This is a genomic window from Streptococcus oralis (assembly GCF_019334565.1).
GTDB lineage: Bacteria > Bacillota > Bacilli > Lactobacillales > Streptococcaceae > Streptococcus > Streptococcus oralis_CR.
The window spans coordinates 574,109-592,894 of sequence record NZ_CP079724.1; the positions used below are offsets into that span (position 1 = coordinate 574,109).

Annotated in this window: 19 protein-coding genes; 16 read left to right on the forward strand and 3 right to left on the reverse strand. The window is 42.9% G+C overall.

Annotation, left to right across the window (positions count from 1 at the left end; translation table 11 throughout):
* The first annotated feature begins 49 nt into the window (after positions 1-49).
* From KX728_RS02975 to KX728_RS03000, 6 genes are all read left to right on the forward strand, one after another.
* The gene (locus KX728_RS02975; protein ID WP_001050092.1) at positions 50-424 is read left to right on the forward strand and encodes a DUF1149 family protein; all 375 of its coding nucleotides are present in this window, start codon (positions 50-52) and stop codon (positions 422-424) included.
* Positions 425-426: 2 nt separating this feature from the next.
* On the forward strand, positions 427-1,275 hold the full coding sequence (locus KX728_RS02980; protein ID WP_215804860.1) for a DegV family protein: 849 nt from the start codon (positions 427-429) through the stop codon (positions 1,273-1,275).
* A gap of 151 nt (positions 1,276-1,426) precedes the next feature.
* Positions 1,427-2,194: a 4-hydroxy-tetrahydrodipicolinate reductase gene (dapB, locus tag KX728_RS02985; protein ID WP_215804859.1), complete on the forward strand. Its 768-nt coding sequence runs from the start codon at positions 1,427-1,429 to the stop codon at positions 2,192-2,194.
* Complete coding sequence (locus KX728_RS02990) at positions 2,191-3,390, forward strand: CCA tRNA nucleotidyltransferase (protein WP_215804858.1); 1,200 nt, start codon at positions 2,191-2,193, stop codon at positions 3,388-3,390. Before dapB ends, KX728_RS02990 begins: the two co-directional genes overlap by 4 nt.
* Positions 3,387-5,255 (forward strand): ABC-F family ATP-binding cassette domain-containing protein, encoded by a 1,869-nt coding sequence (locus tag KX728_RS02995; protein ID WP_215804857.1) that lies wholly within the window; start codon positions 3,387-3,389, stop codon positions 5,253-5,255. The genes KX728_RS02990 and KX728_RS02995 overlap by 4 nt, the downstream gene beginning before the upstream one ends.
* Positions 5,252-5,863, forward strand: coding sequence for a hypothetical protein (locus KX728_RS03000; protein ID WP_084859442.1), 612 nt, complete (start codon positions 5,252-5,254; stop codon positions 5,861-5,863). The genes KX728_RS02995 and KX728_RS03000 overlap by 4 nt, the downstream gene beginning before the upstream one ends.
* Before the next feature lie 53 nt (positions 5,864-5,916).
* Here KX728_RS03000 and mntE read toward each other — a convergent pair whose 3' ends face one another.
* Positions 5,917-7,110, reverse strand: coding sequence for a CDF family manganese efflux transporter MntE (gene mntE / locus KX728_RS03005; RefSeq protein ID WP_084859441.1), 1,194 nt, complete (start codon positions 7,108-7,110; stop codon positions 5,917-5,919).
* Positions 7,111-7,416: 306 nt separating this feature from the next.
* Between mntE and KX728_RS03010 the strand changes: the two genes are divergently transcribed.
* The 4 genes from KX728_RS03010 to yaaA all read left to right on the forward strand — a co-directional run bounded on the left by KX728_RS03010 (position 7,417) and on the right by yaaA (position 13,039).
* A complete protein-coding gene (locus tag KX728_RS03010; RefSeq protein WP_215804856.1) occupies positions 7,417-10,113 on the forward strand; it encodes a cation-translocating P-type ATPase in 2,697 nt (898 codons plus the stop codon).
* A 103-nt stretch (positions 10,114-10,216) separates the two neighbouring features.
* Complete coding sequence (locus KX728_RS03015) at positions 10,217-10,627, forward strand: peptide deformylase (protein ID WP_215804855.1); 411 nt, start codon at positions 10,217-10,219, stop codon at positions 10,625-10,627.
* Between the two features lie 11 nt (positions 10,628-10,638).
* Positions 10,639-12,234, forward strand: coding sequence for a hypothetical protein (locus KX728_RS03020; RefSeq protein ID WP_215804854.1), 1,596 nt, complete (start codon positions 10,639-10,641; stop codon positions 12,232-12,234).
* Between the two features lie 76 nt (positions 12,235-12,310).
* The gene (gene yaaA, locus KX728_RS03025; RefSeq protein WP_215804853.1) at positions 12,311-13,039 is read left to right on the forward strand and encodes a peroxide stress protein YaaA; all 729 of its coding nucleotides are present in this window, start codon (positions 12,311-12,313) and stop codon (positions 13,037-13,039) included.
* A 31-nt stretch (positions 13,040-13,070) separates the two neighbouring features.
* Here yaaA and KX728_RS03030 read toward each other — a convergent pair whose 3' ends face one another.
* Positions 13,071-13,619, reverse strand: a complete 549-nt coding sequence (locus tag KX728_RS03030; RefSeq protein ID WP_215804852.1) for an NADPH-dependent FMN reductase — start codon at positions 13,617-13,619, stop codon at positions 13,071-13,073.
* A 91-nt stretch (positions 13,620-13,710) separates the two neighbouring features.
* Positions 13,711-14,157: a MarR family winged helix-turn-helix transcriptional regulator gene (locus tag KX728_RS03035; RefSeq protein ID WP_025172773.1), complete on the reverse strand. Its 447-nt coding sequence runs from the start codon at positions 14,155-14,157 to the stop codon at positions 13,711-13,713.
* 118 nt (positions 14,158-14,275) lie between these two features.
* On the opposite strand from KX728_RS03035, the gene KX728_RS03040 reads away from it, so the two are divergent.
* The 6 genes from KX728_RS03040 (at position 14,276) to rpsR (ending at position 18,628) form a co-directional block, all read left to right on the forward strand.
* Positions 14,276-14,752: a cell wall elongation regulator TseB-like domain-containing protein gene (locus KX728_RS03040; RefSeq protein ID WP_000776858.1), complete on the forward strand. Its 477-nt coding sequence runs from the start codon at positions 14,276-14,278 to the stop codon at positions 14,750-14,752.
* Positions 14,753-14,761: 9 nt separating this feature from the next.
* On the forward strand, positions 14,762-15,940 hold the full coding sequence (locus tag KX728_RS03045; protein ID WP_215804851.1) for a pyridoxal phosphate-dependent aminotransferase: 1,179 nt from the start codon (positions 14,762-14,764) through the stop codon (positions 15,938-15,940).
* Between the two features lie 152 nt (positions 15,941-16,092).
* On the forward strand, positions 16,093-17,436 hold the full coding sequence (asnS, locus tag KX728_RS03050) for an asparagine--tRNA ligase (protein WP_252344775.1): 1,344 nt from the start codon (positions 16,093-16,095) through the stop codon (positions 17,434-17,436).
* Between the two features lie 148 nt (positions 17,437-17,584).
* Positions 17,585-17,875 carry a 30S ribosomal protein S6 gene (rpsF, locus tag KX728_RS03055; RefSeq protein WP_001151782.1) on the forward strand — a complete coding sequence of 97 codons (291 nt, stop codon included), beginning with the start codon at positions 17,585-17,587 and terminating at the stop codon, positions 17,873-17,875.
* 11 nt (positions 17,876-17,886) lie between these two features.
* A complete protein-coding gene (gene ssbA / locus KX728_RS03060) occupies positions 17,887-18,357 on the forward strand; it encodes a single-stranded DNA-binding protein SsbA (protein WP_000609595.1) in 471 nt (156 codons plus the stop codon).
* A gap of 31 nt (positions 18,358-18,388) precedes the next feature.
* Positions 18,389-18,628, forward strand: a complete 240-nt coding sequence (gene rpsR / locus KX728_RS03065) for a 30S ribosomal protein S18 (protein WP_000068664.1) — start codon at positions 18,389-18,391, stop codon at positions 18,626-18,628.
* Positions 18,629-18,786 lie beyond the last annotated feature (158 nt).

Genomic DNA, 18,786 nt, shown 5'->3' on the forward strand with positions numbered 1-18,786 from the left:
TAAAAATGTGGTACAATTGCATAGTAAATTGTAGCAATGGGAGAGAAAAATGAATCTTAAACGAGAACAAGAATTTGTTAGCCAGTATCACTTTGATGCTCGTAACTTTGAATGGGAAAATGAAAATGGAGCTCCTGAAACCAAGGTAGACGTGAACTTTCAGTTACTCCAACATGACCAAGAAAACCAAGTGACTTCGCTTGTTGTTATCTTGAGTTTCATGATTGTCTTTGACAAATTTGTCATCAGCGGGACGATTTCCCAAGTGAACCACGTGGAAGGTCGTATTGTCAATGAACCAAGCGAATTTAACCAAGAAGAAGTCGAAACCTTGGCACGTCCATGCTTGAACATGCTCAATCGTTTGACGTATGAAGTAACAGAAATCGCCTTGGATCTTCCAGGAATCAATTTGGAGTTTTAGTCATGAAATTAGCTGTCATTACAGATTCTTCAGCCTATTTAGAGGAGAGGACGCTGCAAAGAGAGAATCTATTTATCTTGGATATTCCTGTCAATATTGATGGGGAGGAGTATGTTGAAGGTGTCAATCTGACTGCTGAAGAATTTTATCAAAAAATGGCTCAGTCTGCAGAATTGCCTAAAACTAGTCAACCAAGTATTGCCAAATTGGATGAGATTCTAAGTTCCTTGAAAGATGAAGGTTATACTCATGTCTTGGGCCTCTTTCTTTCGTCAGGAATTTCAGGCTTTTATCAGAATATCCAATATATGTTAGACGAGTATGAAGGTTTGACCATTGCCTTTCCAGATACCCATATCACAAGTTCCCCTCTAGGATTTATGGTAGAGAGTGCCTTTGATTGGGCAGAACAAGGCGATGATTTTGCGCAGATTCAGGAGAAGTTGGCTATCCAAATTGCTGATAATTCAGCCTTTATCATAGTAGATGACCTCGACCACTTGGTTAAGGGAGGACGTTTGTCAAATGGGGCAGCCGTCTTAGGAAATCTTCTCAGTATCAAGCCTATCCTCTACTTTAATGACCAAGGGGTGATTGAAGTTTACGAAAAAGTTCGTACGGAAAAGAAGGCAATCAAACGTTTGGTGGAAATCATCAAAGAGTTGACAAAAGATGGGGATTACCGTATAACAGTCATTCATGGGAACACTCCTCAAAAGGCAGCGGATTTACGTCAGCTTTTGATGGAGAGTGGTGTGACTGCTGAGATTCCAATTGATACCTTTGGTAGTGTCATTGGGACTCACCTTGGAGAAGGTAGTATCGCCTTGAGCTATACACCAATCGTCTAAATTGTTCTTACAGGCTTTGTATCTTAGAAATTAAACACAGACTACCTGCCTCTTGAAAAAAGATGCCTGTTTTTCCTTTCGTGGAAAGTCAGCGCCATTCCCTATTTTTCATGGGCAGCTAACGTCCTTTGTATCTTAGACAGGAGTAGAGATGAGTATTCGAGTAATTATTGCCGGTTTTAAGGGAAAGATGGGTCAAGCTGCTTGTCAGATGGTCTTGGCTGATCCAGACTTGGACTTGGTCGCAGTTTTGGATCCGTTTGAGTCTGAGTCAGAGTGGCAGGGAATTCCTGTCTTCAATGATAAGGCTGCCTTGGCTGGTTTTGAAGCGCATGTCTGGGTAGACTTTACAACACCAGCCGTTGCTTACGAAAATACGCGCTTTGCCCTTGAAAATGGCTTTGCTCCAGTAGTTGGAACAACAGGATTTACTAGTGAAGAAATTGCAGAACTAAAAGCATTTTCCCGTGAACAAGATTTGGGTGGCTTGATTGCCCCTAACTTTGCCTTGGGAGCTGTCTTGCTGATGCAATTTGCGGCGCAGGCTGCCAAATATTTCCCAAATGTGGAGATTATCGAGCTCCATCATGACAAGAAAAAAGATGCTCCGAGTGGAACAGCCATTAAAACAGCTGAGTTGATGGCAGAAGTTCGAGAGTCTATCCAGCAAGGTGCGCCTGATGAGGAAGAATTGATTGCTGGTGCCCGTGGTGCTGACTTTGATGGCATGCGGATCCACTCAGTTCGTCTACCAGGCTTGGTAGCCCATCAGGAAGTCATCTTTGGCAATCAGGGAGAAGGATTGACCCTCCGTCATGACTCCTATGATCGTAGCTCCTTCATGACAGGGGTCAATTTGGGAATCAAAGAAGTTGTCAAGCGTCATGAGCTTGTCTATGGATTAGAACACTTATTATGAGATTAACGCAAATGCCTTCTGAATTTCAGAAGGCTTTACCAGTATTAGAAAAAATTAAAGAAGCAGGCTTTGAGGCCTATTTTGTTGGGGGCTCTGTTCGAGATGCCCTCCTCAATCGTCCCATCCACGATGTGGATATCGCGACTTCTTCCTATCCAGAGGAGACCAAGCAGATTTTTCCGCGAACAGCTGATATCGGAATCGAGCACGGAACTGTCTTAGTTTTAGATGGTGACGAGGAGTATGAGGTAACCACCTTTCGGACAGAAGATGTCTATGTAGACTATCGCAGACCCAGTGCGGTTTCCTTTGTGCGCTCGCTAGAAGAGGACCTCAAGCGCCGTGATTTCACAGTCAACGCCTTTGCCTTGGACGAGACAGGGGAAATCATTGACTTGTTTCATGGTTTAGAGGATTTGGAAAACCAAGTCTTGCGAGCAGTTGGAGTAGCTAGTGAGCGCTTCAATGAAGATGCTCTGCGGATTATGCGTGGTTTCCGGTTTCAGGCCAGTCTAGGTTTTAAACTTGAGTCAGAAACTTTTGAGGCGATGAAGACTTTGACGCCACTCTTGGAGAAAATTTCTGTGGAGCGCACCTTCGTTGAGTTTGATAAACTATTGCTGGCACCTTTTTGGCGAGTTGGTCTGTCTTCCATGATTGAAAGTCAAGCTTATGACTATCTTCCAGATATGGCAGGAAGCCAAGACAAGCTCAACAGACTGTTTGATTTAGAGGGGGATTTCACTTTTGAATCTTCCGAACAAGCTTGGGCGGCTCTATTGTGGGCTTTGGAGATTAAAGATGCACAGCCATTTTTGAAAGCTTGGAAGACCTCACGCCAGTTTGCCAAGCAAGTACAGGATTTGCTGACTATTTTGACTTTGCGAGAAGAAGGAGAGCTGAGCAAGCGCGATTGTTACCGCTTTGATTTGGATTCCCTTCTACAAGCCGAAAGTCTTCGTCAGGCTCAAGGGAAAGAAGTCAACCCACAAACCATCAAAGAAACTTACCAGAGTTTGACCATTCATGATAAGAAAGAAATTCAGATTAACGGTGGCATTTTGATTAAGGAATATGGTTACCAGCCAGGACCAGACTTGGGAGAGATTTTAACAGAGATTGAGTTTGCCATTGTCGATGGAGAATTGGAAAATGATCGTCAAGCAATCCATGCTTACCTGAGGGAGAAAAAATGAGTGATTTTATCGTTGAAAAACTAAGCAAATCCGTTGGAGACAAGACCGTTTTTAAGGATATTTCCTTTATCATCCATGACTTGGACAGAATCGGTCTAATCGGTGTCAATGGGACGGGTAAGACCACCCTTTTAGACGTCCTTTCTGGCGTTTCTGGCTTTGATGGGGATGTCAGTCCCTTTTCGGCTAAGAATGACTACAAGATTGGCTACTTGACCCAGAATCCTGATTTTGATGATAACAAGACGGTCTTGGATACGGTTCTCTCCAGCGACCTCAAGGAAATCCAGCTCATTCGTGAGTATGAGTTAATCATGCTCAACTACAGTGAGGACAAGCAGGCTCCTTTGGAACGGGTCATGGCAGAGATGGATTCTCTCCAAGCCTGGGAAATTGAAAGCCAGGTCAAGACGGTCCTCAGTAAGCTAGGTATTCAGGACTTGTCGACTCCAGTTGGTGAATTGTCAGGTGGTCTAAGAAGACGGGTTCAGTTGGCGCAAGTTCTCCTAGGAAACCACGACCTCTTGCTTCTGGACGAGCCGACTAACCATTTGGATATTGCGACCATTGAGTGGCTGACTCTTTTTTTGAAAAATTCCAAGAAGACCGTTCTCTTTATCACACATGATCGTTATTTCCTAGATGCACTATCAACGCGGATTTTCGAGTTGGACCGAGCAGGCTTGACCGAGTATCAGGGAAATTATCAGGACTATGTTCGCCTCAAGGCTGAACAAGATGAGCGTGACGCTGCCCTTCTCCACAAGAAAGAACAACTCTACAAACAAGAACTGGCCTGGATGCGCAGACAACCGCAGGCGCGTGCGACCAAGCAACAAGCTCGTATCAATCGTTTCCACGATTTGAAAAAGGAAGTTTCAGGTGGCGTTGCTGAAACAGACTTGACCATGAACTTTGAAACCAGTCGGATTGGGAAAAAAGTCATTGAGTTTCAGAATGTTTCCTTCGCCTATGAAAACAAGCCCATTTTGCAAGATTTTAATCTATTGGTGCAAGCCAAAGACCGTATCGGAATCGTTGGGGACAACGGTGTCGGGAAGTCAACTCTGCTTAATCTCATCGCAGGAAGTCTTGAGCCGACTAAAGGTCAAGTTATCATCGGTGAGACGGTTCGCATCGCCTATTTTTCTCAACAAATTGAAGGTTTGGATGAAAGCAAACGGGTTATCAATTACCTGCAGGAAGTAGCAGAAGAGGTTAAGACCAGTGGTGGTTCTACGACTTCCATTGCAGAGTTGCTAGAGCAGTTTCTCTTCCCACGTTCGACGCATGGAACCTTGATTGAGAAATTGTCTGGTGGAGAGAAAAAACGCCTTTATCTTCTCAAATTGCTTTTGGAAAAACCCAATGTTCTTCTTTTGGACGAGCCGACAAATGACCTAGATATTGCGACCTTGACAGTTTTGGAAAATTTCTTGCAGAGCTTTTCAGGTCCTGTCTTGACAGTTAGCCACGATCGTTATTTCTTGGATAAGGTAGCGACCAAGATTCTCGCCTTTGAGAATGGCAAGATTCGTCCTTTCTTTGGTCATTACACCGACTACCTTGATGAAAAAAACTTTGAAACTGATATAGCCAATCAAGTTCAAAAGGCCGAAAAGGAAAAAGTGGTCAAGGTCCGTGAAGATAAGAAACGCATGACCTACCAAGAAAAGCAGGAGTGGGGAAGCATTGAAGGGGATATTGAAGCCTTGGAAAATCGTATTGCTGCTATTGAAGAAGAAATGCAGGCAAATGGCTCTGACTTTGGTAAGCTGGCTACTCTCCAAAAAGAACTGGATGAGAAAAACGAAGCACTCCTTGAAAAATACGAACGTTATGAATATTTAAGTGAGTTGGCATGATGGAAGAAAAAGTCATTAAACGTAGTCCCAAGAAAATCATTTGGAATGCCTTGTTTGGCCTAGCTTCGGTGCTTTTCTTCTTGTTACCTCTCTATTATCTCCATTCGTATTCGGAAAAGGGGACGGGACTTCATACGATAAGTCTTTTGTTAATGCTGCTTGTACTTTTTTGCGCTGGAGTAGTTGTTTATCAGACATACAGGTTGTTAAGCTCCGATAAGGAATATTTGAGATGTACTGTCGAGGGGTTTTACTACAAACCGAATCCAAAGAAACCCAGTCATTTCTACGCTTGGGCTGATGTAGAGGAATTTTCCTTCTCTCGGATTCGAGGGAAGTATAGGGATTCTTATCGGATTGAAGTCTATTTTAAAAACAAGGAAAATGTGAAATCCCAATCCTTTCTAACACTGCTGAAGAGAAGGATTCTCCCTTTTTATCCGTCAGCAGATTTGATCATCCCTATCTTTCTGCTAGATGTAGGACTTCCTGAAAGGGTCTACGAGACCATGAAGTACTATGAAAGAGAATGGCGCATCGAACAAAATCGTCAAGCAAGAAAAAAGGCAAAACAAGCTTCGAAAAGCAAATCTTCCAAACCGTCATAGTCTGTCTTTGCTTAAAGTAGAATAATCAAAAAGGCCCTATCCACTGGATAGGGTCACTGTTTGTCTTCTTTTTTAGTTTCCTGATGGAAGATGTTTTGCCAAGTCTCATGGCGACGCCAGATACTGGTGTGGACGATGCCATCTAGCTCATAGCAAATGAGCTTGGTTTTCTGACTAATGGAAGTGATTTGAATATCCTTAATAGCAGCTTTAAGTTCTTTTTCGGCTTGATAAGCGACTTTATCCATCTGCTCTCCATCTTGACGGATATAGAGAAAGTCCTCAGCAAGGAGTTCTTCTAGCTGATTTCCTTGGTCAATCAATTGCTCACGCATGAGCAGTTTTTTGTAGACATTGTCTAAAATCTCGTCCTCAGGTATGGGAGCTGGCTCGATATGGACATCGGTATCAAAGACTCCAAAGCGCTCTTCCAGCATGGATTCGACCTGGTCTGCAATTTCGTGACTCTCATAGACTGATAAGTCGGGATTCATTTCTAAGGTGATATCAAGGTAGATATTGCTACCGTAGGTACGCCCTCTTTGGGACTTGACCTTACTAATCTTTGGAATCTCCATGATGGCCTTTTGGTAGTCCTCTAGCAGACGGTCATCAAAACCATCTGAAAGACTGAAGGAAGACTCGATAAAGATATCATAGGCTGTTTTTAAGATAAAGAAGGTGATGATAATAGCGACCAATTTATCCACGATAGGATAATTGAAACTGCTGGCTAAGATAGCAATGGAAGTCCCAAGCGAGGTGACAGCATCAGAAAGATTGTCCTTAGCAGCTGCCTTGAGAGCTTTGGATTTCGATTTCTTACTGAGGCGTGTGTTATAGAGATAAACAGCAAACATGACCGCTGCTGAAATGATTCCTAGAATCGCTCCCAAAGGATCAATAGGTGTTTGTTCCCGACTGAGGATTTTCTGAATGGTGTCCCGAAGCACATCAAAACCAACATAGAACATGATGATGGAAGTAATCAAGCTAGCCAAATCTTCAATCTTCCAGTGACCAAAGCGATGGTCACGGTCTGCAGGTTGGCGGGCCATCCGAATCCCAATCAAGAGGGCAACGTTTCCGATAATATCGGATACGTTGTTGAAACCATCTGCCACCAAACTGGAAGAATGCAGGAGGTGACCAGTTGCCAATTTTGCCGCAGACAAGAGGAGGTAGGTTGAAATACTGATAATGGCTCCACGTTCTGCCAATTTGAGATTTGACATGGATTGGTTCATCGGACTTCCTTTCTAGTCATATAGTATTCTACCATTATACTGGTTTTCAAGGGAAAATTCAAATTTAGTCTTGTTTCATCGGATTTAAACCCTTGAAAACTTTTCAAATTTTGATATAATAGTACTACTCAAGGGAGTAGCTGGCAGAAACCTGTGATAGTGTCGTCATTCCGAATTGTATACTGAAAAGTATGTTTTCCGGCACTATCTTAAACAGCGAGACTTGTTATGATTAACAGGTCTCTTTTTGTTTGTCATAAAACTAAAAGAGAACTTGTTTTGCACACAATGTCAAGGAGGAGACACATGTCAAAAGAACAAAAACGCCAAGCGTTTTACACTCAAAGTCCTGAAGAGGTCTTGAAGTCAGTTGAAGCAACTGAGCAAGGTCTTTCGTCAAGCGAAGCGCAGAAACGTCTAGCTGAATATGGACGCAATGAACTGGAAGAGGGTGAGAAAAAATCTCTCCTAGTCAAGTTTATCGAGCAATTTAAGGATTTGATGATTATCATCCTAGTTGCTGCGGCTATCTTGTCAGTCGTAACTTCTGGTGGGGAAGATATCGCAGATGCCATCATTATCCTTGCCGTGGTTATCATCAACGCTGCCTTCGGTGTTTACCAAGAAGGAAAAGCAGAAGAAGCTATCGAAGCCCTCAAGTCTATGTCTAGTCCAGCTGCTCGCGTTATTCGTGATGGACACATGGCTGAGATTGATTCCAAAGAATTGGTGCCAGGTGATATCGTAGCTCTCGAAGCTGGTGATGTAGTGCCAGCAGACCTACGTTTGCTAGAAGCCAACTCTCTTAAAATCGAAGAAGCAGCCTTGACAGGTGAGTCTGTTCCAGTTGAAAAAGATTTGACTGTAGAACTCGCTGCAGATGCTGGTATTGGTGACCGTGTCAACATGGCCTTCCAAAACTCAAATGTGACTTATGGTCGTGGTCTTGGTGTTGTTGTCAATACAGGTATGTATACTGAAGTGGGTCATATCGCTGGTATGCTCCAAGATGCGGATGAGACGGATACACCACTTAAACAAAACTTGAACAACCTTTCTAAGGTCTTGACCTATGCAATTTTGGTCATTGCCCTTGTTACTTTTGTAGTTGGAGTCTTCATTCAAGGTAAAAATCCACTTGGTGAGTTGATGACCTCTGTTGCGCTTGCTGTTGCAGCCATTCCAGAAGGACTCCCAGCTATCGTGACGATCGTTCTTGCCCTTGGTACTCAAGTCTTGGCCAAACGAAACTCTATCGTTCGTAAGTTGCCAGCAGTTGAAACGCTTGGTTCAACTGAGATTATCGCTTCTGATAAGACTGGTACGCTTACCATGAACAAGATGACAGTCGAGAAAGTCTTCTATGACGCAGTTCTACATGACTCAGCTGATGATATTGAACTTGGCTTGGACATGCCCCTACTTCGTTCGGTTGTCTTAGCCAATGATACCAAGATTGATGCTGAAGGTAACCTGATCGGGGATCCAACGGAAACAGCCTTCATCCAGTATGCCTTGGACAAGGGCTACGATGTTAAAGGATTTTTAGAGAAATATCCTCGTGTAGCTGAATTGCCGTTTGACTCAGATCGTAAACTCATGTCAACGGTTCATCCATTGCCAGATGGTAAATTCCTCGTGGCAGTCAAGGGGGCTCCAGATCAACTTTTGAAACGTTGTGTTGCTCGTGATAAAGTTGGAGATGTTGCTCCGATTGATGAGAAAGTCACTGAATTAATCCATACAAACAACTCTGACATGGCTCACCAAGCTCTGCGTGTTCTTGCGGGTGCTTATAAGATTATCGATAGTATTCCAGAAAATCTTACTTCTGAAGAGCTTGAAAACAACTTGATCTTTACTGGTTTGATTGGGATGATTGACCCTGAGCGTGCCGAAGCAGCAGAAGCGGTTCGTGTCGCTAAGGAAGCAGGAATCCGTCCAATCATGATCACTGGTGACCACCAAGACACAGCGGAAGCCATTGCCAAACGTTTGGGAATCATCGATGAAAATGACTCGGAAGACCATGTTTTGACTGGTGCTGAGCTCAACGAACTTTCTGATGAAGAATTTGAAAAAGTCGTTGGTCAATACTCTGTTTATGCGCGTGTATCTCCAGAACACAAGGTTCGTATCGTGAAAGCTTGGCAAAACCAAGGTAAGGTCGTTGCTATGACAGGTGACGGTGTTAATGACGCGCCAGCTCTGAAAACAGCCGATATCGGTATCGGTATGGGAATCACTGGTACAGAGGTTTCTAAAGGTGCATCAGACATGATTCTTGCAGATGATAACTTTGCGACCATCATCGTCGCAGTTGAAGAAGGACGTAAGGTCTTCTCAAATATTCAAAAGACAATTCAGTACCTACTTTCTGCCAATACGGCTGAAGTATTAACCATCTTCTTATCAACCTTGTTTGGTTGGGATGTCCTACAGCCAGTTCATCTCTTGTGGATTAACTTGGTAACCGATACCTTCCCAGCTATCGCTCTTGGTGTTGAACCAGCTGAGCCAGGTGTTATGACCCACAAACCACGTGGACGCAAATCAAGTTTCTTCTCAGGTGGGGTCATGAGTTCCATTATCTATCAAGGTGTACTCCAAGGGGCTCTCGTCTTGACTGTTTATGGTCTTGCTCTTGCTTATCCGGTCCATGTAGGAGATAATCACGCCATTCACGCGGATGCCCTCACCATGGCCTTTGCAACGCTTGGTTTGATTCAGCTCTTCCATGCCTACAACGTCAAGTCTGTTTACCAATCCATCTTGACAGTCGGACCATTCAAGTCTAAGACCTTCAACTGGTCTATCTTGGTATCCTTCATCCTCTTGATGGCAACAATCGTTGTAGAACCGCTTGAAGGTATCTTCCACGTAACCAAACTAGACTTGTCACAATGGGCTATTGTTCTAGCTGGAAGCTTCTCAATGATACTTATCGTCGAAATCGTCAAGTTTGTTCAACGTAAACTTGGTTTTGATAAGAACGCGATTTAAAAAGAAAGTCATCTTCGGATGGCTTTTTTGCATTTGATGGAAAGGACTAGAAGTCGCTCCCTTTTGTGCTATAATAAAGTAAAATAGCAAGGAGTGAAAGAGAATGGAAAAGAAAATTGTCCGAGATGTCTTATTCTTGTCGCAGGTCTCGAAACCTGCAAGTCAGGAAGACCTTTATCTGGCTAGAGATTTACAGGATACCCTGCTAGCCAATCGCGAGACCTGTGTCGGTCTAGCGGCTAATATGATTGGGGTGCAGAAGCGTGTCATTATCTTTAATCTTGGCTTGGTTCCCATGGTCATGTTTAATCCCGTTCTCCTTTCCTACAAAGGATCTTACGAGACTGAGGAAGGTTGTTTGTCCTTGACTGGGGTGCGACCAACAACTCGTTATGAAACGATTACGGTTTCCTATTGTGATAGTAAGTGGCAGGAGCAGACCATTACGCTAACAGGTTTTCCAGCTCAGATCTGCCAGCATGAACTGGATCATTTGGAAGGACGGATTATTTAGGAGGAACTCAGATGAAACGCATACTATTTGAACTTGTTTTTATCGCAACGACCTGGTATATCTTTTTACCACCCTTCAATCTGACCAGTTGGGAATTCATCTTCTTTCTCTGTGGGCATCTGGTGGTGATGGGGATTTTGTTTAGTTTCCGCAAGGATACCAATCTTGTCAAGACAGTTCACCTACGCCATGGCAAGGCTACCAAAGATCTCAATCTAGAAGGATTCCTTGTTACCAAACTTAGTAGAGGATTGTTTTTGACTGCAGGTATCATCTTTGCCCTTGCTGGTCTGGTAAGCCTAGTGACCTCTAGCTTTTTCCAAGCTAAAAATTATGCTAATGTGGTGTCTATCACAGAAAAAGACTTTAAAGATTTTCCTAAGAGTGATACCAGTAAGGTTCCGATCTTGGATCGGAGCACTGCAGAGAAGATTGGAGACCGTTATCTAGGCTCTCTGACGGATAAGGTCTCCCAGTACGTAGCAGCAGATACTTATACCCAGCTGACGGTTGATGGCAAACCTTATCGAGTGACTCCTTTGGAGTATGCCGACCCGATCAAATGGTTTAATAATCAGTCCAAGGGAATTGGCGAGTATATCAAGGTTGATATGGTGACAGGAAATGCGGAATTGGTGGATTTAAAAACGCCCATGAAGTATTCAGACTCTGAGTATTTTAACCGAGACGTCAAACGCCATCTTCGGATTAAGTACCCAACCAAGATTTTTAAAACGCCCTCCTTTGAGGTGGATGATGAAGGCAATCCCTTCTATGTAGCAACCGTTTATCAAAAACAGTTTGGTCTAGGAGTACCTCGTCCTTCGTCTGTTATTATCTTAGACGCCACCAATGGAGAAACCAAGGAATACAGCTTGGATGAAGTACCAGAATGGGTGGATCGTGTCTATCCAGCAGAAGAAACCATCGAACAAATCAACTACAACGGCAAGTATAAAGACGGCTTCTGGAATGCCTTGATTTCTAAGAAAAACGTTACCCAAACGACAGAAGGCTATAACTATCTTTCTATCGGAAATGACATTTATCTCTACACTGGGGTGACTTCAGCCAACGCTGACGAAAGTAATCTAGGATTTATCCTTGAAAATATGCGCACTGGTGAAATCACCAAGTACAATCTAGCTTCAGCAACCGAAGAATCAGCCCGTGCTTCTGCAGAAGGAGCCGTTCAGGAGAAGGCCTACAAGGCTACCTTCCCTATTCTTGTCAATCTCAATGACAAACCACTCTATATCATGGGCTTGAAGGACAATGCAGGCTTGGTCAAGGAGTATGCATTGGTCGATGCAGTGGAGTATCAAAATGTCATCGTAGCAACTACTGTAGATGAACTCCTCAGCAAGTATGCCAATAAAAACGACCTCGAGCTGGATAATGAAACGGTAGAAAACATTAAGGGAGTGGTTTCAGATCTTAAATCAGCTGTCATCAAGGGGGATACCGTCTACTTCTTTAAAGTTGATGGCAAGATTTATAAGGTCAAGGCTTCAGTGTCAGACGACCTTCCTTACCTTGAAAATGGTCAATCCTTCGAAGGTCAAGTTGGAAAAGATAATTATCTCAAGACCTTTAAAGTCAAGTAAAAGAAACCTCGGTATGAACCGAGGTTTTTAAGATGAAATTCTTGGTAGTGGTTGAAAAATATGCTACACTAACAATATGAAAATTTTAATCCCAACAGCCAAAGAAATGAACACAGACCATCCTTATATTGAAGCGCTCCCTTTGAGGGAAGAAAGTCAGGCAGTCCTTGACTCACTGGCGCACTACTCAGCTAGTGAATTAGAAAGTTTTTATAAGGCATCTGCCGAGAAAGCAGAAGAAGAGTACGGCCATATTCAAGCTTTAAAAGACTACAGGGCTAAACATTATCCAGCCTTGAAACTTTTCGATGGTCTCATGTATCGTCACATCAAACGAAATGGGTTAACCGAGGCTGAACAAACCTATCTTGAAAATCATGTCCTGATTACCTCGGCTTTATACGGTGTTGTCCCAGCCTTGTCGCCTATGGCTCCTCACCGTTTGGACTTCTTGATGAAGTTAAAAGTAGCTGGAAAAACCCTAAAGAGTCATTGGAAATCAGCCTATGATGAGTCCCTACAGGATGAGGACATGATATTTTCTCTCTTGTCATCAGAGTTTGAAACTGTATTTTCTAAGGAAATCAGAGAAAAGATGGTGACCTTCAAATTTATGGAGGACAAGGCAGGTCAGCTGAAGATCCACTCAACTATTTCAAAAAAAGCCCGTGGTGCCTTTTTGACCGCCTTGATAGAAGGACAAGTTCAAACAGTCGAACAAGCTCGCCAGCTCAGTTTTGCAGGTTTTGACTACCAACCTGATTTATCCAGTAACTTAGAACTCGTCTTTGTGAAACTAGCATAAAACCAGCTCATTCGAGCTGGTTTTTGCTGGATTAGTTAATGGCTGCAAGAAGGTCGTCAGCTTGTTTGGCAAGTGATGAAGCAGTTGCTTCTTCTAATACCAATTTTCCGTCTGCCCAAGCAGAGTCATTGACACGAGCAGCTGTAAAGTCACCAACGACTTGTGTACGGATAAATGGCAAGAGGTCTTTGTAAATAGCAAAGAGTTGATCGTGACCGGCATTGGCTACAGATGAGACAGTAACAAACTTGTCTTGGAGGGCAGAAGCACCACGTGTATCAGACAAGTCAAGGGCACGAGAGAGCCAGTCAAGCAAATTTTTCACTGTTCCAGGGATAGAGAAGTTGTAGGCTGGAGAGAAGATCCAGATAGCATCCGCAGCAAGAACTTCTTCACGAGCAGCAGCTACAGCTGGATGAGTTGGAACTTCCAAATCTTGGCTGAAGAGAGGAACAGCTGAGTAATCAAGATAGCTAACTTCTGCTTTTCCAGCAAGTGCTTTTTCAGCTTCGAGGGCCATTTGGTGGTTGAAAGAACCTTGGCGTAGTGAACCGACGATAAATAATACTTTTTTAGACATGTTGTGTCTCCTTTAGTTTAAAATTCAAAGAGCAAACTCTTTTGTTACCATCCATGTTACAACAAATGATACTAATTAGCAATAATTTTGCTCACAAATTTTTAAATTTTTTTAAAATGCGGATTAACTCCTCCTTTTCACCATCTTCCAAGATGCTGAGTGCTTCTACGATCGAATCGATATGGTCAGGAAGAACCTCTTCGATTTTTCTGCGTCCTGCAGGTGTTAATTTCAGGAAAAAAGAGCGACGATCTTTCGGGTCACAAGTTCTAGAAATCCATCCATCTCGAACCATATTTCGAATGACAACAGTCATGTTTCCAGAAGTGGCCAACATTTTTTCAATCAAATCCTGAATGCGTAGTTCCCCCTTGCTATAGAGGGTTTCCAAAACTGAAAATTGGGTGGGTGTTAGCCCGTGTTCTTTAGCAGCCTTGGCTTCATATGGTTTAAAAGTTCGTATGGCTTTATTGAGGACGATAGCCGTTTTTAAGTCTAATTGATTATCGGAAATTTTCTCTTTCAAATATTGTTTCATAAGGTTATTTTATCAATAATGAGAGAGAAAAACAAGAACTTACATTTTATAGGAAAAGAATCTTAGAATGTTCCTGTCTTCACTTGTAATAAAGAAGGAGAGATGGTAAAATAGACGAGTGAAACTAAGACAGAAAAAAGCAAAAAACAAGCTACTTTTACAGTATGGAATCGGCATTGCTCTGGTAGTACTAGTCATGACGACTTCCTTCCTTTATCTGATATCACTCAGCATGAAACCCTATCAAGATGCTAGAGTTGAGGGAGAAAAACTAGCCAAGCAGTATGCAGAATTGGAACAGGCAGATCAGGTTGATTTTTATAATGGACTAGAAGGTTATTACAGTGTTCTGGGACATAATAAAAAGCAAGAGGCCATTGCCGTACTGATTGAAAAGAATGACCACAAGATTTATGTTTATCAGCTTGATAAGGGGATTTCTCAAGACAAGGCAGCGACGATTTCGAGGGAAAAAGGAGCTAGCGACATTGACAAGATTACCTTTGGTCGTTATCAGGACAAGCCGATTTGGGAAGTCAAGTCAGGAAACCAGTACTATCTGGTCGACTTTGAAACAGGAGCAGTGATCCAATAAGGAGGGCATATGAAACTATCCAAACGTGTACTAGAAATGGAAGAAAGCGTCACTCTAGCTAGTGATGCAAGAGCCAAAGCATTAAAAGCTCAGGGAAAAGACGTTCTTTTCTTAACCTTGGGACAGCCTGATTTTCATACTCCTGAAAACATTCAGGATGCAGCGGTAGAAGCGATTCGAGATGGACGAGCTTCCTTTTATACAGTTGCTTCAGGCCTACCAGAGTTAAAAGCGGCGGTTAATACCTATTTTGAACGCTATTATGGGTATTCTGTTGCAGCCAACGAGGTTACCTTTGCCACTGGTGCTAAGTTCTCTCTCTACACCTTCTTTATGGCTGTGGTCAATCCAGGTGATGAAGTCATTATCCCTACACCATACTGGGTCAGCTATGGAGACCAGGTCAAAATGGCAGAAGGAGTGCCAGTCTTTGTCCAGGCCAAGGAAGACAATCATTTTAAAGTAACAGTAGAGCAGCTAGAAGCAGCGCGAACAGATAAGACCAAGGTCTTGGTTCTCAATTCACCATCGAATCCGACCGGTATGATCTACTCTCGCGAGGAACTCTTGGCTATCGGAAATTGGGCTGTTGAACATGATGTCCTTATCCTAGCAGATGATATTTACGGTCGTCTGGTTTATAACGGGAATGAATTTGTTCCAATCTCTAGTCTGTCAGAAGCCATTCGTCAGCAAACCATCGTGATTAACGGTGTATCTAAGGCCTATGCCATGACTGGTTGGCGGGTAGGTTATGCTGTGGGAAATCCTGAAATTATCGCTGCCATGAGCAAATTGACAGGACAAACGACTTCAAATCTGACAGCAGTATCTCAATATGCAACGATTGAGGCGCTGACTGGACCGCAAGACTCTGTTGAAACCATGCGCCAAGCCTTTGAAGAACGTTTGAATACCATTTATCCTCTCTTGTGCCAAGTGCCAGGATTTGAAGTTGTCAAGCCCCAAGGAGCCTTCTATCTCTTCCCAAATGTTAAAAAAGCGATGGAAATGAAGGGTTATACCGATGTGACAGAGTTTACAACAGCTATTCTCGAAGAAGTCGGACTTGCCTTGATTACAGGAGCTGGATTTGGAGCACCAGAAAATGTTCGTCTCAGCTATGCCACAGACTTGGATACTTTGAAAGAAGCTATTCGCCGTTTGCATCAGTTTATGGAAAAATAAAACTCAAAATCTTCGCCTTTTTGGCGAAGATTTTTTGTAACGAAAATCTCGCGATTTTTCTCTAGTAGAACCTAGCTATCGCAGTCTATTTATGGTAAAATAGTGGGTAATGATGTCTTCGGACAAGTTAAACGAAAAAAGGAAGATAGATTATGACAAAACGTGTAACAATTATCGATGTAAAAGACTACGTTGGTCAAGAAGTGACCATCGGAGCCTGGGTTGCCAACAAATCTGGAAAAGGGAAAATTGCCTTCTTGCAATTGCGTGATGGAACAGCCTTCTTCCAAGGTGTAGCCTTTAAACCAAACTTTGTAGAAAAATTTGGTGAAGAAGTGGGGCTAGAGAAGTTTGATACGATTAAACGTCTAAGCCAAGAAACTTCTGTTTATGTGACAGGGATTGTCAAAGAAGACGAACGTTCTAAGTTTGGCTATGAGTTGGATATTACAGACATCGAAGTGATCGGTGAATCTCAAGATTACCCAATCACACCAAAAGAACACGGAACAGACTTCTTGATGGACAACCGTCACTTGTGGCTCCGCTCTCGTAAGCAAGTGGCGGTGATGCAAATCCGTAACGCTATCATCTATGCAACTTATGAGTTTTTCGACAAGAACGGCTTCATGAAATTTGATAGCCCAATTCTTTCAGGAAACGCGGCTGAAGATTCAACAGAACTCTTTGAAACAGATTACTTCGGAACGCCAGCCTACTTGAGTCAATCAGGTCAGCTTTACCTAGAAGCAGGAGCTATGGCTCTTGGCCGTGTCTTTGACTTTGGTCCAGTATTCCGTGCTGAAAAATCAAAAACGCGCCGTCACTTGACTGAGTTTTGGATGATGGATGCGGAGTACTCATACTTGACACACGATGAGTCACTTGACTTGCAAGAAGCTTATGTTAAAGCTCTTCTTCAAGGCGTTTTGGATCGTGCGCCTCAAGCCTTGGAAACCTTGGAACGTGATACAGAGCTTTTGAAACGCTACATTGCAGAGCCTTTCAAACGTATCACTTACGATCAAGCCATTGACCTTTTGCAAGAGCATGAAAATGATGAAGATGCTGACTACGAGCATCTTGAGCATGGCGATGACTTTGGTTCACCACACGAAACATGGATTTCAAACCACTTTGGTGTGCCAACATTTGTTATGAACTACCCAGCAGCTATCAAGGCCTTCTACATGAAACCAGTTCCTGGAAATCCAGAGCGCGTACTTTGTGCAGACTTGCTTGCACCAGAAGGTTACGGAGAAATCATCGGTGGTTCTATGCGTGAGGAAGACTACGATGCCCTTGTCGCTAAAATGGAAGAACTTGGCATGGATCGTACAGAGTATGAATTTTACCTTGACCTTCGTAAATATGGTACAGTACCACACGGAGGATTTGGTATCGGTATTGAACGTATGGTAACCTTCGCAGCTGGTACAAAACACATCCGTGAAGCTATTCCATTCCCACGTATGTTGCATCGTATCAAACCATAAACTAGTAAAAAGAAGATATTTTCATCTTCTTTTTTCACTTTTATCTTGCTATCTATCAGTTTTTCTAGTATAATAGTTTATTGTGAGCAAACCTCACTTACCCCTTGCAAAGACTAGGGGTCATTAGACCAAAAGGAGGAACATATCAATGGCTAAATACGAAATTCTTTATATCATTCGTCCAAACATTGAAGAAGAAGCGAAAAACGCTTTGGTAGCACGTTTTGACTCTATCTTGACTGACAACGGTGCAACTGTTGTTGAATCAAAATCATGGGAAAAACGTCGTCTTGCATACGAAATCCAAGATTTCCGTGAAGGACTTTACCACATCGTTAACGTTGAAGCAAACGACGACGCAGCTCTTAAAGAGTTTGACCGTCTTTCAAAAATCAACGCTGACATTCTTCGTCACATGATCGTCAAACTTGACGCGTAAGAAGGTAAATTATGATTAACAATGTTGTACTTGTAGGGCGTATGACACGTGACGCTGAGTTGCGTTATACCCCATCAAATGTAGCAGTTGCGACTTTTACTCTTGCAGTAAACCGTACATTTAAGAGTCAAAATGGCGAACGTGAGGCTGATTTCATCAATGTCGTTATGTGGCGCCAACAGGCTGAAAATCTTGCTAACTGGGCTAAAAAAGGCTCTCTTATCGGGATCACAGGCCGTATCCAGACTCGTAGTTACGATAACCAGCAAGGACAACGTGTCTACGTAACAGAAGTCGTGGCTGAGAATTTCCAAATGTTGGAAAGCCGCGGAGTGCGTGAAGGACATTCAGGTGGCGCTTATTCTGCACCAACTGCTGGCCAATCAGCACCTGCAAACCCAGTACCAGACTTTTCACGTTCTGAAAATCCATTTGGAGCAACCAATCCATTGGACATTTCAGATGATGATTTACCATTCTAATGGACAATTAATACTATAAAGGAGAAAAAACATGGCTCAACAACGTCGTGGCGGATTCAAACGCCGTAAAAAAGTTGATTACATCGCAGCAAACAAAATTGAATATGTTGATTACAAAGATACTGAGCTTCTTAGCCGTTTCGTTTCAGAACGTGGGAAAATCCTTCCACGTCGTGTAACAGGAACTTCAGCTAAAAACCAACGTAAAGTAACAACAGCTATCAAACGCGCTCGCGTAATGGCTTTGATGCCTTTCGTAAACGAAGATTAAAAAAAAAGACCCTTATGGGTCTTTTTTTCAGGTCCGGTGGACCTCTTTTTTATGAGCTTGAAAATAAGAAAGCGAATTAAGACCCTTGTGGGTCTTTTTTTCAGGTCCGGGTGGACCTCTTTTTCAGATTTTTATAGGACTTTGTTAGAAAGGCTTCC

Bases quoted from the DNA above. Each gene is read 5' to 3' on its own strand.
- KX728_RS02975 (WP_001050092.1), top strand. From the start codon at position 50: ATGAATCTTAAACGAGAACAAGAATTTGTTAGCCAGTATCACTTTGAT.
- KX728_RS02980 (WP_215804860.1), top strand. From the start codon at position 427: ATGAAATTAGCTGTCATTACAGATTCTTCAGCCTATTTAGAGGAGAGG.
- dapB (WP_215804859.1), top strand. From the start codon at position 1,427: ATGAGTATTCGAGTAATTATTGCCGGTTTTAAGGGAAAGATGGGTCAA.
- KX728_RS02990 (WP_215804858.1), top strand. From the start codon at position 2,191: ATGAGATTAACGCAAATGCCTTCTGAATTTCAGAAGGCTTTACCAGTA.
- KX728_RS02995 (WP_215804857.1), top strand. From the start codon at position 3,387: ATGAGTGATTTTATCGTTGAAAAACTAAGCAAATCCGTTGGAGACAAG.
- KX728_RS03000 (WP_084859442.1), top strand. From the start codon at position 5,252: ATGATGGAAGAAAAAGTCATTAAACGTAGTCCCAAGAAAATCATTTGG.
- mntE (WP_084859441.1), bottom strand. From the start codon at position 7,110: ATGAACCAATCCATGTCAAATCTCAAATTGGCAGAACGTGGAGCCATT.
- KX728_RS03010 (WP_215804856.1), top strand. From the start codon at position 7,417: ATGTCAAAAGAACAAAAACGCCAAGCGTTTTACACTCAAAGTCCTGAA.
- KX728_RS03015 (WP_215804855.1), top strand. From the start codon at position 10,217: ATGGAAAAGAAAATTGTCCGAGATGTCTTATTCTTGTCGCAGGTCTCG.
- KX728_RS03020 (WP_215804854.1), top strand. From the start codon at position 10,639: ATGAAACGCATACTATTTGAACTTGTTTTTATCGCAACGACCTGGTAT.
- yaaA (WP_215804853.1), top strand. From the start codon at position 12,311: ATGAAAATTTTAATCCCAACAGCCAAAGAAATGAACACAGACCATCCT.
- KX728_RS03030 (WP_215804852.1), bottom strand. From the start codon at position 13,619: ATGTCTAAAAAAGTATTATTTATCGTCGGTTCACTACGCCAAGGTTCT.
- KX728_RS03035 (WP_025172773.1), bottom strand. From the start codon at position 14,157: ATGAAACAATATTTGAAAGAGAAAATTTCCGATAATCAATTAGACTTA.
- KX728_RS03045 (WP_215804851.1), top strand. From the start codon at position 14,762: ATGAAACTATCCAAACGTGTACTAGAAATGGAAGAAAGCGTCACTCTA.
- asnS (WP_252344775.1), top strand. From the start codon at position 16,093: ATGACAAAACGTGTAACAATTATCGATGTAAAAGACTACGTTGGTCAA.
- rpsF (WP_001151782.1), top strand. From the start codon at position 17,585: ATGGCTAAATACGAAATTCTTTATATCATTCGTCCAAACATTGAAGAA.
- ssbA (WP_000609595.1), top strand. From the start codon at position 17,887: ATGATTAACAATGTTGTACTTGTAGGGCGTATGACACGTGACGCTGAG.
- rpsR (WP_000068664.1), top strand. From the start codon at position 18,389: ATGGCTCAACAACGTCGTGGCGGATTCAAACGCCGTAAAAAAGTTGAT.